This is a genomic window from Cupriavidus sp. BIS7, assembly GCF_000292345.1.
In the GTDB taxonomy this organism is placed as follows: domain Bacteria; phylum Pseudomonadota; class Gammaproteobacteria; order Burkholderiales; family Burkholderiaceae; genus Cupriavidus.
This window is the reverse complement of the sequence record NZ_ALOU01000001.1, coordinates 16,246-30,389: the sequence shown is the minus strand read 5'-3', so window position 1 is coordinate 30,389 and position 14,144 is coordinate 16,246. Positions and strand designations below refer to the sequence as shown.

Here is a 14,144-nt window from a genome sequence, read left to right as displayed (position 1 = left end):
TCAGAACCGAAGGAACCCGGTGGCAATCACATTGTTCCGGTTATAGCCGTAACCGACCTCAAGCAGTACGCCGAAGCTGCGATTTATCGTCCAGCTCGCCCCAAAGGACCCGCTCCAGTAACCCGCAACCTGCTCGCCGATCTGATAGTTGAGGCGGCTGGTCTGGCCGCCGCTGTCGGGTAGCGGCACGTCGAAATGCCCCGTGATCGTTGCGTGCGTGTGGAAGTACGTGGCGCCGACATAAGGTGTCAGCAGACCCAGGCCATGTCCGAGCCGGATGTTCCAGCCAACGCGCGGGCCGATGTTGATCGACTTGACCGGCGTCTCGGACATCGTGATATCGGCCACCGTGTACGTGACGGGCAGCGAGAAGAAGAGCTGCTTGTAGGTGCCGACCAGCGTGAAACCGCCGCCGTAGGTGTGGCCGCTGTAGTTGGCCTGCTGGGTCGGCAGCTTGATTGGCTTGCTGCAGTTCGGGCCGGGCCGGCGTCCGGCGCAACCTACGTTTATGCCGAAGAATCGTTCCAGGTCAGCCAGCGACGAGAAGCTGATATCGATCGAGCCGCTGCCTTCCACATTGCCAACGATGCCGTACACGTTCATGAACGGGAACAGCCAGGCGCCCACTTGCACCTGGTTCGATACGTTGCGAATACGGGATTGCTGGAACTGGACGAAGTTCGCGGGGCGTAGCGGGTTGTTGCTGGCAGATACCGCCAGGTCGCTTAGCTGGTAGCGCTGGTAGCCGTTGTAGTAGGAGTAGCCGATGTCATAGGGGTTGGGCAGGTTGTAGCCCTTGTCCACAACACGCTGCGCAAAGAATGGCAGCGCCCGATCCCATTGGGCAGGTTCGGCCGGTGGGGTTTCGGTGCTGCCAACTGGCCCGACGATGCCCCGGTACGGGCCAGACTGCGTGTCAGGCGATGCCGTCGCGGCGGCCGCGCCGCCGCTGCCGCCTGCGGTCCACGCATGGACGGATAGCGGCAGGTAGCCAAGGATGGCGCCGGCCAGCCAGCTTGCAAGAGTGCAGCCGAATTTTCCGCCGCAGACTCCCATGGCGCGCGCGTTCCCCAAGTGCGGTCAAGATGCTCGATCTTCACCGAACGTCGTCGCCTGCCGAAGTGAATGTTTTCGTGAGGCGACATGAGGAAATCCGATTCCGACTATGCAGCCCCCTTGGGGGAGGCTGCCGTTGGCCGCGCGGCCGGCAGGTAGATCGGAGTAAGGTCAGCCCGCCTGGGACGGGGTGGTCGCAGCCTTCGGCGCGCTTGCGGCAGCCGTGTCACAGCCCGCGCGGGTGGCCTGCTGCTGTTTGTGGGCCTCGGCCCGTGCGCGTTCGATCACGGCAAAGTCGGGGCCGGCAACTGCCGACAGCGAACCAAGGAGGGAGGCTGCGCCACACAGGGCGAGCAGGGCGGACTTCATCAGAAAACTCCGGCGGGTGGGGAAAACCATGCCCTGAATGATCCGCTTCCTTGCCTATAGCGTCCAAGACCCGATTGTTATTCAGTCGATAGGCGGGACTAATAGTTGAGCGCGCAGGGGAGTCGTGCGGCCTACGGCCCAGCTCCCAGCCCGTCGTGTACTTAGAGACGCTATGAAAATGAAGCGAAGCGGTTCTGGCTAGGCGCGCGGCCGCAGACAGTACAAGTAGTCTGGCCAAGGCCGCGCAACGACGCCAGAATCATTTTGATAGTGTCTCTTAGACCTTGCCGCCGAATCGGACCATGACCAGGAGAATCATCGTCAGCACGAACACGATGACGCAGGATGCTCCAGTAAATGCGCAGATCGTGTCCATCGCGCGGTTCGGGTCCGAAAATCGTTCTTTCAGCCAACTGCTCATGCCTATCTCCAGATGTCAGGCGCAAACGCGCCGAGATGAATCAACGAATACAAGCCCGCGGACAGCAGGGTGATCCCGATCGACATCATCAGGACCTTGTAGCGGCCGTGCCGACGCACCCCCAACGCATAACCGACCGTGTGGGGAAGGACCGCACCGCATGCCGCGAACAGGCTTGCCAGTACCAATATGAAGGTCAGGATCCCGTGCAGATAGCCCTGGGCGTTTGCTGCTACACCCGCGCCGGGCGGACACGGTGCTGCGATCTCGTAAAGGGCGGACGTGCAGAAGCCGATCGCGGCCCAGCACAGTTGTCCATCCTTGATCAGATTCACTAACCCCAATTGAGCAGAGGGAATGGCGAGTGGGAAGGCCTTCATGCAGATCAGCGAGATCATCGGCGCCAGCACTGGCAGGGCGACGGTGACGAGAAACCATCCCACCTTGAACCTCCTTGTCTTTCCGATTGGATTCGGGGAAGTCTAAGAAGGCACGGGCCGTACGGCGAGTAAACTTGTGTTTCCAATTTCGCCAGGCCTATTACATTTGTCCGCGCATGACGATTCGGGCTGGCGGTAGACATCTTGAAAAAGGCGGCATCTGCGAGCCGTGGCCCCGGCAAATACCGCCTTGATTGCTGCAGAGCTCAGCGCATCTTGCCGATGATGGCCTGCATTTCATCGGCGTTGAATGCGCGCAAGGTCTGCGTGTGGATATTGCCCAGCGCGCCGACGCTCAGGCCAAAGGCGGTCATGGCGGTGTCGTCCTGCGCTTCCAGGGTCAGGACGACGTCATACGCGCCGAGCGTCCAGAAAATATCCTTGACCTGCACGCCAAATTGCACGCCCAGTTCGCGTACTGCGGTGGCACGCTTGGTCGTGTCCTTGACGGTGCGGATGCCCTGGTCGGTGAAGTTTGCCAGCACGATATATCGGGTCATTTTGAGTCTCCGGCATGAATGGATCGGGCGCCGTCGGCGCCGTGCCGGGTTGCGGACGATGCCCCAAGCGGGCGCGCGGACGGTGGCTCAAGGCCTGGGAGCGGATTCCGGCTGGGCACGGGCTTCGCGCGTGCCACGGGGACGCAACCCGGGAGTCTGGGCAAGCCCGTAGCCACGCATATTGCGCGCCACTGCCGATGGCACGCGGACTTGTGGGTCGTGAGCGCGTGAGTGACACCGCGCACTGGCCCCGGGTGTTGCAGGTTTGAAGCGTCTCTTTGGTGTCATCCAGCCGCCCCGGGATGTGCAGATGTGCGGCATGCCTGCCATGGCGATGTAACCATTGCATGCCAGGATGGCTGCCAATTGGATTGGCATCCGAATGTCTTTTCGATAATTCAAGCAGTAATCTTCCTGCCATATTTCTCATGCATCCTCCCGTCGGTCTCAAACAGGGAGGACACCATAATGAGAAGGATTTCCGTATTTGCGGCGGCCGTCATGTCGGTTGCCCTTGCGTCCTGCGGCGGCGACAACAACAACGCCGGGACGTCGAATTCACCGGTCGAACAGCCACAGGGCAGCACCGCGCCGACCAAGAACGTCGTCTTTTTCCTCGGCGACGGCATGGGCATGACCACGATGACCGCCGCGCGCATCTACAAGGTGGGCGAGGATGGCGATCTGACCATGGATACGCTGCCGGAAAGCGGCTTTATCCGGACGTATTCGAACGACGCCCAGGTCACCGACAGTGCCCCTTCGATGGCGGCCTACATGACCGGCGTGAAGATGAACAACGAAGTCATCTCGATGTCGCCGGACACGAAGGCCACGGACGCCAGCGGCAAGGCCTACGTTTCGGGTGCGGACAGCACCTGCCCGTCCTCGGGCAACGGCAAGAGCGTGCCGACGCTGCTTGAACAGATGAAGGCAGCCGGCTATGGCACCGGCGTGGTGACCACCACGCGCATCACGCACGCCACGCCGGCCGCTACCTACGCGCACATTTGCCACCGTGACGGCGAGAACGCCATCGCCGCGCAACTGGTGCCGAAGGGCGCAGGCTTCAACGGTGCGCTTAGCGACGGTGTCGACGTGATCTTCGGCGGTGGCCGCCAGCACTTCCTGGCCACTACGGCAGGCGGCAAGCGTACGGACGGCCGCGACCTGGTTGGCGAGTTCAAGACCGCCGGCTACACCTACGCCGCGAACAAGTCGGACTTCGACAAGATCACGGCCGGTTCCGCCAAGGTGGTTGGTTTGTTCAACGCCAGCCACATGGACTACGACCTCGACCGCGATCCCGCGAAGGAGCCGAGCCTGGCCGAGATGACCGGCAAGGCCATCGACGTGCTGGCCGCCAAGAAGAAGGGCTTCTTCCTGATGGTGGAAGGTGGGCGTATCGACCACGCGCTGCATGAAACCACCGCGCGCAAGGCCCTGCAGGACACGGCCGCGTTCGACGACGCGATCAAGGCCGCCATCGACAAGCTCAATGCGATAGATCCGGGCCTGAAGAACACGCTCATCGTTGTCACGGCTGACCATGACCACACGCTGGTGCTGAACGGCTACGCCAAGCGCACTGGCAAGACCAGTGACGCCAGCCCCGGCGTGCTGGGCCTGGTCTACGACTACGTGAGCGGTTCGCAGAAGCTCGACTCCACGGGCAACCCGTTCTCGATCATCGGCTTCGGCAATGGCGAGAACCGTCCGGCCAACCGCACGGCACTGACCGACGTGCAGGTCTTCGACAAGGCCTATCACCAGGAAGCCGTGATTCCGATGTCCGCGGGTGGCGAAACCCACGGCGGCACCGACGTATTCATTGGTGCCATGGGCAACGGCGCGGCCAACTTCTTCGGTGTGATGGACAACACCGACGTGTTCGGCCTGATCAAGAAGTCGATCGGACTCTAAGCCAACCCGCCATCACCGCATAACGGAATATCGACATGAAACTCACCACCCGTATCGGAATGCTGGCGGCCGCGGCTGCCAGCGCCTGCCTGACCCTGCCGGCGCAAGCCGCCGGCGAGGCCAAGAACGTCATCTTCTTCCTGGGCGACGGCATGGGCCCGGCCACCGTCACTGCCTCGCGCATCTACAAGTACGGCGAATCTGGCTCGCTGACGATGGAGTCGCTCAAGCGCACCGCACGTATCAAGACTTTCTCGAACGACGCGCAGACCACCGACAGCGCGCCGTCGATGGCGGCCTACATGACCGGCGTCAAGATGAACAACGAGGTCATCTCGATGTCTTCGGACACGGCCGCGAAGCCGCCGAGCGTGGACGGCAACGGCAACAAGACCATCAACAACTGCGTGCCGACCAATGGCCACTCTGTGCCGACGCTACTGGAACTGGCCAAGGCACGCGGCAAGGCCGTGGGCGCCATCACCACGACCGAGCTGACGCACGCCACGCCTGCCGCAACGTACTCCCACATTTGCCACCGCGACGCGCAATACGACATCGCTGCGCAAGCGGTGCCGGGTGGCCTGGGCTTCAACACGGCACTTGGCAACGGCGTGGACGTACTGATGGGCGGCGGCCGCAACCACTGGACGCCGTACGACGCCACGACCAACAAGAAGGGCCGCGCCGACGGCCGCGACCTGACGGCTGAGCTTGGCGGCCTGGGTTATACCGTGGCGTCGACGCGTGCCCAGATGCTGCAGGCCAATGGCACCAAGCTGATCGGCCTGTTCAGCTCGTCCAGCCACATGGAGTACGAGATCGACCGTGCGGCGGGCAAGGGCGAGGGCGCCACCCAGCCGAGCCTGGCCGAGATGACCGCCAAGGCGATAGAGTTGCTGTCGAAGAACGGCAATGGCTACTTCCTGATGGTCGAAGGCGGCCGGATCGACCACGCGCTCCACGGCACCAATGCAAAGAAGGCCCTGGAAGACACCATCGCCTTCGACGACGCCATCAAGCGCGCACTGTCGCTGGTAGACCTGTCGAACACGCTCATCGTTGTGACTGCCGACCACGATCACACGATGACGATCAACGGCTACTCGCACCGCGGTAACCCGATCCTGGCCACGGCAACCGACTACAAGACGAAAAAGACTGCGCTTGCGGCGGATGGCAAGCCGTACACCACGCTGGTGTTCGGCAATGGCGGCACGCCGCGCAAGGCCACGCGTGACGATCCTTCGCTGGTCGATACCCAGGCCGTCGACTACCTGCAGGAAGTCGGCGTGAACCTGGGCACCCCGGGTGCGGAAACGCACGGCGGGGGCGACGTGATGCTGTTCTCCACGGGCCCGGGCAGCGCGCCGCTGAAGGGCACGCTGGACAACACCAAGGTGTTCGGCGTGGTGAAGTCGGCGGCGGGTCTGTAATCGCGCGTCAGGTATTTCCGCTCTTACGCACGCCGGTTCTCCGGCGTGCGCTTTTTACTTTCTGAACGGTTTTGATGAACATGAAGCATGCGATCCGTACCCTCGTCGCGGTGGCCCTGGTGGCCCTGGCGGCCTGTGCCTCGACAGCGGCATTCGCCGCGGATGCGGCCAAACCGCTTGCGCTGCGTGTGCAGCACGAACTGTCCGCGCTGGGCAAGGACGGCGTGAAGCGTGACGTGTCATTTGGCGAGCGCGTCTACCGCAGCGGCGATACGGTCTGGATCGAGCGCGAACTGCCGCAAGGCACGCGCCACGCACACGACGAGGCGGAGCACGCCAAGGGCGAGAAGGGCGAAAAGGGCGACAACAAGGGCCACAAGCACCTGGACATGTCTACGGCTGCGCGCTGGATCGAACGCAAGCCGGATGGCAACCTGACGGTGCGGCTGGTCAGCGACGAGATGCGCAAGACTTTCGAGGTGCGCCCGGGCGATTACGGCAACATCGGCTTCGACGGATCTTGGGCGGCAGCCAGCCACCTGCTCGATCCCGCGCTGCTGAAGACCATGAAGGCGAACGGCCCGGCTCGCGACGGCGTACAGGAATACACGGCCCGCCGTGGTGACGACCGCGTGACGGTGCAATGGGATATCGCCGGCCAGTATCCGCGGCTGGTGCAGTCGCTCAATGCCAGCGGCACGCAGAAGAAGATCACGCGCGTCACGGCGGTGACACCGTCGGCGAACGCGCCGTGGTCGCGTACGCGTGGCTATGCACAGGGCGACTACGCCGACCTTCTCGATTGAAATGTAGAGCGAACGGATCGGCCGCGATGGCTGGCCGATCGCATCACTGCGTCGCGCGCGCGCGAATGGTTGCGGCGATATCGCGGCTGACGGAGGCAAGCGCACGACTGTGCGCCGAGACGAGCGCATCGATGCCGTCGCCGGTCACGGGCTCGCGCACGGCCGATCGCCCCGTGATCGGTGCCTGCTTGCCAGGCGGCTGCACGGTCCACATGGCATCGATCGACACCGCAACCGCTGGCTCGGATTCGAAGCGCGTCACATCCACGCGGACGCGCCAGGCTGGCGCAGAATTGGCGCCGACGCCGAGCACGGTCACCTGGTCGGTGGCCAATTGCGTCCTCAGGTCCGCGGCGATCACCCGGGCAATATTCGTCTTGAGCGAGTCGGCCCAACGTGCGAATTCATTGACCTTGACTTCGTTGGTCGAAACCCGCGTCACGATCTGTGGCCGGTCGACGAGATCGGGGATCGTAACTGGCCCCACGACGATGCTGACCGGCGTAGCCGCAGCCGCAGCCGCCGGATCGGGCGTGGTGTCCGAATTCAGCGTGTAGAAGCGTGACGATGGCGAGCTGCAGGCTGCCAGCAGGGCAACAAGGAAAGCGGCAGCCGTCAGCCGCGCGGGTCGCTTCATGGCTGTTCCTCCTTCTTTCCGCGAACCACCGCTTCGGGATGCCGCTCAAGATAGTCGGCAAGTGACCGCAGCGCGGCGGCGGTACGCGCGAGTTCCTTCATGGCGTCCGAGGTGTTCTGCTGCAGCGTGGAGTCCGGGCCCAGCGTGGTGTTGGCGGAGTCGAGCGCGGTGTGGGCGGAGACCAGCGTGTCGCGCGCCTGGGGCACGATCTCGCTGTCAAGCCGCGTCAGCAGCGAGGTGGCATTGCGCAGCATGTCCTTCGTGTTCTGGCCGATCGGTCCGAACGGGATGCTGTTCAGTTGCGCCACCACACGCGTCAACGATTGCTGCAGAGACTGCAGATCGCCCTGCATGGACGGAAATTCCGGCGGATTGTGGCTCCAGTCGATCTTGGACTTGGGCGCGTTGGGAAAAAAGTCCAGCGCGATATAGAGCTGCCCGGTGAGCAGGTTGCCGGTTCTCAGCTGCATGCGCAGCCCTTGCTCGACAAGCAAATCGCCGAGTTCGTGCGGGTTTTCCGAAACACCGCCATCGCCGCCCGCACGGTAACGCGATGTGAACCGCTCGGGATAGAAGTTGATGTCCACGGGGATGCTGAACTTGCGCGTGGCGGGGTTGTAGCGTGTATGGATGGCCGTGACCTCGCCAATCACGATCCCCCGGAATTCGACCGGCGCGCCGATGGCCAGGCCGCGCACCGATTCCCCGAAGGCCACGGTATATTTGTGAACGATCCGGTCCTGGCGCTTCATCGCATTGGTGCGGTCATGAAACAGCGCAAACGTCGTGTTGGTGGCAGCAGCAGGCTGAGCCAGCGAATCTTCCGGGGTCTCGAACGCGATACCGCCAACCAGGATGGAGACCAGCGATTGCGTGCTGATGCGCAGGCCACCTGTGTCGAGCGACACGTCGACGCCGCTGGCATGCCAGAAACGGCTGCCCGTCTGAACGAACTGGTCGTACGGCGCATTAATGAAGACGTGTAGCGTCACGCCCCGGCCGTCAGAATCGAGGTTGTACGCCGTGATCTCTCCAACCTGCAGGCGGCGAAAGAAGACAGGGGAGCCGACATCGAGCGATCCCACGTCCTCGCTTTTCAGCAGGAACTCGCGGCCCGGCACATCGCTCGTGAATGCCGGCGGTGTTTCCAGCCCGACGAAATCGTGGCGCGTCTTCGTTGCGTTGCCCGTGTCGGAGGCGATGTACGAGCCGGACAGCAATGTGCCCAGACCAGAGACGGACCCGCCGGAGATCCGTGGGCGCACCACCCAGAAGCGCGTGTTGTCGACCAGCAGGCGCCCCGCGTCCTTGGCGATGTCGGCGGTGACGACGACGCGCTTGCTGTCCTGAGAGAGCGCGACCGATTTGACGATGCCAATATCGACGTCCTTGAACTTGATTTTCGTTTTGCCGGCTTCCAGCCCCTCTCCGGTCTTGAAGGTAATGGTGATCTGTGGCCCCTGCTCGATCACGGCCTTTACCGCCAGCCATCCGCCGATCAGTACGGCGACGATCGGTACCAGCCATACCAACTGCATGCGCAATCGCGAGCGGTGCGCAGGCGTGGCAACGGCCTCCGGAAAGTCCGGGGTCTCGGGGTCTTGTTCGGGGCCGGTCATGATTGGCGCTCCAGTTCATCCCAGATCAGCCGCGGGTCGAAGGACATCGCAGCGAACATGGTCAACACCACCACTGCCCCGAAGGCGATGGCAGCGGGGCCCGCCTGGATGGTGGCCAGCGCCTTGAACTGCACCAGCGCCACGAGGACGGTAATCACGTAGATGTCGAGCATGGACCAGCGCCCGACGAATTCGACCGCGCGATAGATGCGAGTGCGCCGTTTGGGTGCCGCTGTGGAATGAAATTGCGTCGAAAGCACCAGGTACCAAAGGGCAATGATCTTGAGCATCGGCACGGCGATGCTTGCAATGAAGACCACGATCGACAGCGACCAGGATCCTGATGTCCACAGGTACACGACGCCACTCAGGATAGTGTCATTCTGCGCGCCGAACAGGGAACTCGTGTACATCACCGGCAGGGCATTGGCAGGGATGTACAGCACCATGGCAGAGATCAGCAACGCCCACGTACGCGAAATCGCGGAAGGCTTTCTGCTGTGCATCGTGGCACCGCATCGCGGGCAGGCAACCGCGTAACCATGAGTGGGCGCACGGGTCAGCAGCCCGCACTCGTTGCATAGCATCAGGCCACACCGCGCGGCGGTGACACCACCGGCCGCCATTTGCCTGTCAATGTGAGGGATGCTGCCGCTGGGCGCGCGGACCGTGCCGAAGCGCGCCCACAATGCGTGCGGATCAAAGGCCGAGTTGGCCGCCGCAAGCACCAGCATCAGCGCGCCGAACGACCACAGTGCAACTCCGGGTACGACGGCTGCGATATGGGACAGCTTGACCAGTGCCACCAGCAGGCCAAGGATCAGCACTTCGGTCATTCCCCATGATTGCGCCTGATGACAAAGACGCAGTACCAGCGCGGCATGCCAGGGCTTGTGGCCCAGGCGCAGCGGCAGCACGATCCACAGCATGCACGCGGTCTGCATGATGGGCATAACGATCGTGGTGACAAGGACCAGCGCTGCAAGCGGCCACATTCCACCGTGGAACAGCACCCGGACTGCGCCGGCCAGCGTCGTCTGCACAAGCGTGCCGCTGACCGAGAGGCCGACGATGGGGTAGAGGTTGGAGATGGCAAGCAGCACGACGGCGCCCAGCCCAAGAGCCAGCGCCCGTGGGATACCGTCGGGCCGGTTGCGGGAAAGCTCGGCATCGCAACGGCAACAGCGCAGCACACCATTGGCCGGGACATGCGCGCAGCGCTGGAGCAGGTCGCATTCAGGGCAGGCGATCAGATCGGTGTGGGTCATGGCGCCACCTCCGTAACGAATTCAGCCTTGACGACCTTTTTTCGCCCATCGCCATCGTCGGTGCCGGAGTGGTTGTCCGGGCACATTCCGTTTTGCACAGGCGTCAAGCCACGCGCGGCTCGCGGGAGCCACCTCGACTAAGAGTATCAAGCAGGGTGTCGATGGGGTATGGGACCTTGGTCCAGTTGGCGCGGCACGTCAGAGATCAGCGCCAATGCCTCGACGGCGGCACTGGGCTGTGCGGCAAAAATGTTGTTCAATGGATTCTTGGCCCGGCATTCCCTGGTCTCACTCAGGCTTTCAGGCGCCGCCGCGAAATCATCCACGACAACAACGGGAGGGCGCATGTCGTGGCGTACTCCAGGACCGGATCGCGATTGTCCGCCGCATGCGTGGCGCAAGTCTTACCTTCCGACCGTGGCGCTCGCGGCGATGTCCCTCTTCGCACTGCCCCCGGCCCAGGCCCAGACGCCGCAGCAGTCAAACGCCGTGTCGTCGTTCAACGTTATCGGCGCCAATGTGCAACAACGCGCCAACGGCGTCCTTGCCATCATGGCGTACTCCGTCGTGCCGGACCTGACCTCGAGTTCGCTGTCCATCAGCAATGCCCAGTCAGGCAATCCCGGGGTCCAGCTGTCGCAGCTCACTGGCGGCTTTACCGTCAGCCGGTCGTTTCCGCTGTACCTGGAAGGCGCTATCGCCTACAGCCACTACGACCCCAAGTTTCTCGCCACGAATGGCGGTGAGTCGCTGTCGGTGCCGACCAGCTGGAACACCGTTTCCGGCACGGGCGGCATCGGCTGGGATTTCCCGCTGACTGCCGACGGCGAACTGGTGTTGCGTCCGATCTTCAATGTCTCGCTGGGATCCGTAACCAGCAATGTCAACAGTGCGAGAACCGATGTCGGGCGAATTGCCGGGCAGGTCATCGACTTCCTCGAGCACGGTGCGCTGAACGCGTGGGGGATAGGCGGTTCCCTGATGCTGGACTGGGAGCGTCGCCGCGACACCTACGAAGCCGACGTGAACCTGCGATATACGAATATCCATCTGCAGAGCTTTGGCGGCTCTTCCCAGGCAGTGGAAGGCTCGGCGTCGGCGCAGGTCGCCACGCTGTATGCACGCTGGCGCGCGCCAACCAGCCTGATGGCGCTGGACCGGCCCGTGCGTTACGTGCTTGAGTTCTCCCATTCCCAATACCTGGGCAGCGAGGCCGGCGCGCTGGGTTTCAGCCGCCTGACCTCGGTCGGCGTCGGCCTGGAACTGGACACCAGCGCCCATGAGGTCTATGTCACACGCGTCCGTACGGTCATCCGGTACGTGTTCGGCAATAACGTGTCGGGCGCTTCATTGGGCTTGGCGATCAGCTTCTGAACGTGAACCGTGGCACCGGCAGCCTGCGTACGCGGACGTGGATACCCCGCCACGCCAAAGGAACTTGCCGCCCCCGGGCGGGTCCATTGTTGCGGTCGGTTACAATGCCGCGCTGCAACCGTGACAATCGGCCGGGAGATCCCGCACGCTGGATACCTGGCAGGCCGATGTGGCTGCTACCCGATATATCGCCCCCAACCCGATGCGTTTTTTCCTCTTCCTGCTGACTGCCCTGTGCCTGTCCGCGCTGTCGTTCTCGGCAGCCGCGAACGTGCGCGCGGCCGTGCCGCAGGTGGAATCGGCAAAGGTTGCCGGGGCCGCTGTGGTGGCCGAAACTGCGCCGGACTATGACGCGATGCTCGCCACCGGCGAGGAATTGACGCAGCTTGTTCTGCCCGGTGACGCCGATTTCGGCGCCGATGACGAGTTCGACGACGGCCCGCCGCCGGGCTACTGCAATATCTGGTCGGCCGATCTGCTGGACCCGCCCGATCTGTTCGATGCGGTCGATGAGACCAGCGCGTTTTTTGTCCTTCCCGAATTCCAGTTGGCCCAGTCCATCGATACCGTGGTGCCCATGCCCACGGCACGCGGCAAATTTCACTCCGACGGCCTGTTCCGGCCGCCCAGACGACTCGCCTGATCGCGCTTGATCGCGCCTGATAGCGCCTGATCGCGCCCCCGGCTGCCGCCCGTGCTGACTGCACCGGCGGTGCGCCCTCATTGCCCCTGAGCTCCCATGCATCCGCGACGCTGAACGTCGCGGCACGATGCCTGCCGCCGGTTGATGCCGATTGATGCCGGTTGATGCCGGCCGCGTGGCGAAAGCCGCGCATGGGCGCCGGGCAGTCGTATTGCTCGATTGATTCCGACATGAAGACCAAGAAATCGTTGACTTGGGCCGCGTCGCTGTCGCTGATGACAGCGCAGGCCTGGGCCGCGCAGCCCGTGCCGGTCAGTGCCACGGCGACCGGAGCTGCCTCATCGGCCTCATCGGCCCCATCGGCCCCATCGGCCCCTATGCAGGCGGCCAAGCCTGCCGCTACAGCCATGCCGCGCGCCACCACGCCAGCCCCCGATACGTTCGATCTGCCGCAGTTGCTGCAACTGGCGCAATCGACCAACAAAGGCGTGGAAGCCGCGCAGGCCAATGTGGATGCCGCCACGTCCGCCATCACCAGTGCCCGTGCCTATCCGAACCCGCAGGTGGAAATGATGTATGGCCGCGTATCCGGCAAGCAGCCTGGCGTGGTCAGCGGCAACGCGCCGTCCTACGCGATCGTCCAGAAGTTCGACTATCCGAACCAGCGCAACCTGCGCGAGCAGATGGCCGGGCGCGGCCTGGAGGCATCGGAGGCGATGCGCCAGGGCTTCCGCAGCGACCTGGCCGCGCGCGTGAAAACGTCGTATTACCAGGTGCTGCGCCGCGAAACCGAGCTGGCCGCCGCGCGCGAGGACCTGAACATGATGCGCCAGATCCAGGAGCGCGCGAAGGTGCGCGTGGGCGTTGGAGAGGCGCCGCGCTATGAGCTGATCAAGGCTGATACGGAACTGCTGGCCGCGCAGAAGACGCTGCAGACGGCAGAGCTTCGCGTCGATCAGGCCAAGGCCGCGCTGCGTCAGCAGGTGGGTGGCGGCATGCCGGTGCGCTTTGCGCTGAACGGCGAACTGGGCCGTGCGCCCGAGGTGCCGCCGCTGGCGGCGCTGCACGACACGCTGCAGGCCAGCAATGCCGAACTGACCCAGCGCCGCAGCGAACTGGAGCGCGCAAAGCTGGGCGTGGACTACCAGCGCGCGCTGCGCTGGCCCGAAGTGGCCGTGCGCGCCAGCACCGACCGGCAGCCCGACAACAATGTCTCGCAGATCGGCCTGGTCATGACGATTCCGCTCTGGGACCGCCGCAGCGGCCCGGTGGGCGAAGCCACGGCGCAGGCCACGCAGGCCCGTACCGCGCTGGAGGCACGCGAGTTCGAACTGATGCAGGAGCTAGATACCGCGTACCGCCAGTACGAAATCAGCCAGGCACAGGTGACGGCGCTCGAATCCGGCATCGTGCGCGAGGCCGAGTCCGCGCTTGGCGTGGCCGAATCCGCCTATCGGTTCGGCGAGCGCGGCATTCTCGACTACCTCGATGCGCAACGCGTGCTGCGCAGCGCGCGCAGCGAGCTGATTGCCGCGCAGTACGAACTGCAGGTCGCCGCCATCCAGATTGAAAAGCTCATGTCGGCCACGCCGGGCGTCAATGCCCCCGCGTCCACCATGCCGTCCATGCCCGTTGCCCCGAATCTGAACTGA

Annotated in this window: 14 protein-coding genes; 6 read left to right on the top strand and 8 right to left on the bottom strand. The window is 63.8% G+C overall.

Features of this window, described 5'->3' with window-relative positions; translation table 11 throughout:
* From B552_RS0100135 to B552_RS0100115, 5 genes are all read right to left on the bottom strand, one after another.
* The gene (locus B552_RS0100135) at positions 1 to 1,056 is read right to left on the bottom strand and encodes a hypothetical protein (protein WP_019446952.1); all 1,056 of its coding nucleotides are present in this window, start codon (positions 1,054 to 1,056) and stop codon (positions 1 to 3) included.
* Between the two features lie 171 nt (positions 1,057 to 1,227).
* On the bottom strand, positions 1,228 to 1,425 hold the full coding sequence (locus tag B552_RS0100130) for a hypothetical protein (RefSeq protein WP_019446951.1): 198 nt from the start codon (positions 1,423 to 1,425) through the stop codon (positions 1,228 to 1,230).
* 277 nt (positions 1,426 to 1,702) lie between these two features.
* Positions 1,703 to 1,846: a hypothetical protein gene (locus B552_RS28680; RefSeq protein WP_019446950.1), complete on the bottom strand. Its 144-nt coding sequence runs from the start codon at positions 1,844 to 1,846 to the stop codon at positions 1,703 to 1,705.
* Between the two features lie 2 nt (positions 1,847 to 1,848).
* Entirely contained in the window at positions 1,849 to 2,289 is a 441-nt protein-coding gene (locus tag B552_RS0100120) for a hypothetical protein (RefSeq protein ID WP_019446949.1), read from the bottom strand.
* A 203-nt stretch (positions 2,290 to 2,492) separates the two neighbouring features.
* Positions 2,493 to 2,786 (bottom strand): GYD domain-containing protein, encoded by a 294-nt coding sequence (locus B552_RS0100115; protein WP_019446948.1) that lies wholly within the window; start codon positions 2,784 to 2,786, stop codon positions 2,493 to 2,495.
* Between the two features lie 468 nt (positions 2,787 to 3,254).
* Here B552_RS0100115 and B552_RS0100110 point away from each other — a divergent pair, with 468 nt between their 5' ends.
* From B552_RS0100110 to B552_RS0100100, 3 genes are all read left to right on the top strand, one after another.
* Positions 3,255 to 4,709: an alkaline phosphatase gene (locus tag B552_RS0100110; RefSeq protein WP_026035140.1), complete on the top strand. Its 1,455-nt coding sequence runs from the start codon at positions 3,255 to 3,257 to the stop codon at positions 4,707 to 4,709.
* Positions 4,710 to 4,768: 59 nt separating this feature from the next.
* Positions 4,769 to 6,145: an alkaline phosphatase gene (locus B552_RS0100105; protein ID WP_085958750.1), complete on the top strand. Its 1,377-nt coding sequence runs from the start codon at positions 4,769 to 4,771 to the stop codon at positions 6,143 to 6,145.
* A gap of 80 nt (positions 6,146 to 6,225) precedes the next feature.
* On the top strand, positions 6,226 to 6,951 hold the full coding sequence (locus tag B552_RS0100100) for a hypothetical protein (RefSeq protein WP_026035139.1): 726 nt from the start codon (positions 6,226 to 6,228) through the stop codon (positions 6,949 to 6,951).
* Positions 6,952 to 6,994: 43 nt separating this feature from the next.
* Here B552_RS0100100 and B552_RS0100095 read toward each other — a convergent pair whose 3' ends face one another.
* Genes B552_RS0100095 through B552_RS0100085 form a run of 3 tightly spaced genes read right to left on the bottom strand, consistent with a single transcriptional unit; the run spans position 6,995 to position 10,475 of the window.
* The gene (locus tag B552_RS0100095) at positions 6,995 to 7,588 is read right to left on the bottom strand and encodes a PqiC family protein (RefSeq protein ID WP_019446943.1); all 594 of its coding nucleotides are present in this window, start codon (positions 7,586 to 7,588) and stop codon (positions 6,995 to 6,997) included.
* Entirely contained in the window at positions 7,585 to 9,207 is a 1,623-nt protein-coding gene (locus B552_RS0100090; protein ID WP_019446942.1) for an MlaD family protein, read from the bottom strand. The genes B552_RS0100095 and B552_RS0100090 overlap by 4 nt, the downstream gene beginning before the upstream one ends.
* Positions 9,204 to 10,475 (bottom strand): paraquat-inducible protein A, encoded by a 1,272-nt coding sequence (locus B552_RS0100085; protein ID WP_019446941.1) that lies wholly within the window; start codon positions 10,473 to 10,475, stop codon positions 9,204 to 9,206. The genes B552_RS0100090 and B552_RS0100085 overlap by 4 nt, the downstream gene beginning before the upstream one ends.
* A 432-nt stretch (positions 10,476 to 10,907) precedes the next feature.
* Between B552_RS0100085 and B552_RS0100075 the strand changes: the two genes are divergently transcribed.
* From B552_RS0100075 to B552_RS0100065, 3 genes are all read left to right on the top strand, one after another.
* Entirely contained in the window at positions 10,908 to 11,849 is a 942-nt protein-coding gene (locus tag B552_RS0100075; RefSeq protein WP_019446939.1) for a hypothetical protein, read from the top strand.
* A 169-nt stretch (positions 11,850 to 12,018) separates the two neighbouring features.
* The gene (locus B552_RS0100070; protein WP_237718134.1) at positions 12,019 to 12,492 is read left to right on the top strand and encodes an auxiliary protein of the heavy metal cation-transporting efflux system HmyCBA; all 474 of its coding nucleotides are present in this window, start codon (positions 12,019 to 12,021) and stop codon (positions 12,490 to 12,492) included.
* Positions 12,493 to 12,722: 230 nt separating this feature from the next.
* A complete protein-coding gene (locus tag B552_RS0100065; protein WP_035879202.1) occupies positions 12,723 to 14,144 on the top strand; it encodes a TolC family protein in 1,422 nt (473 codons plus the stop codon).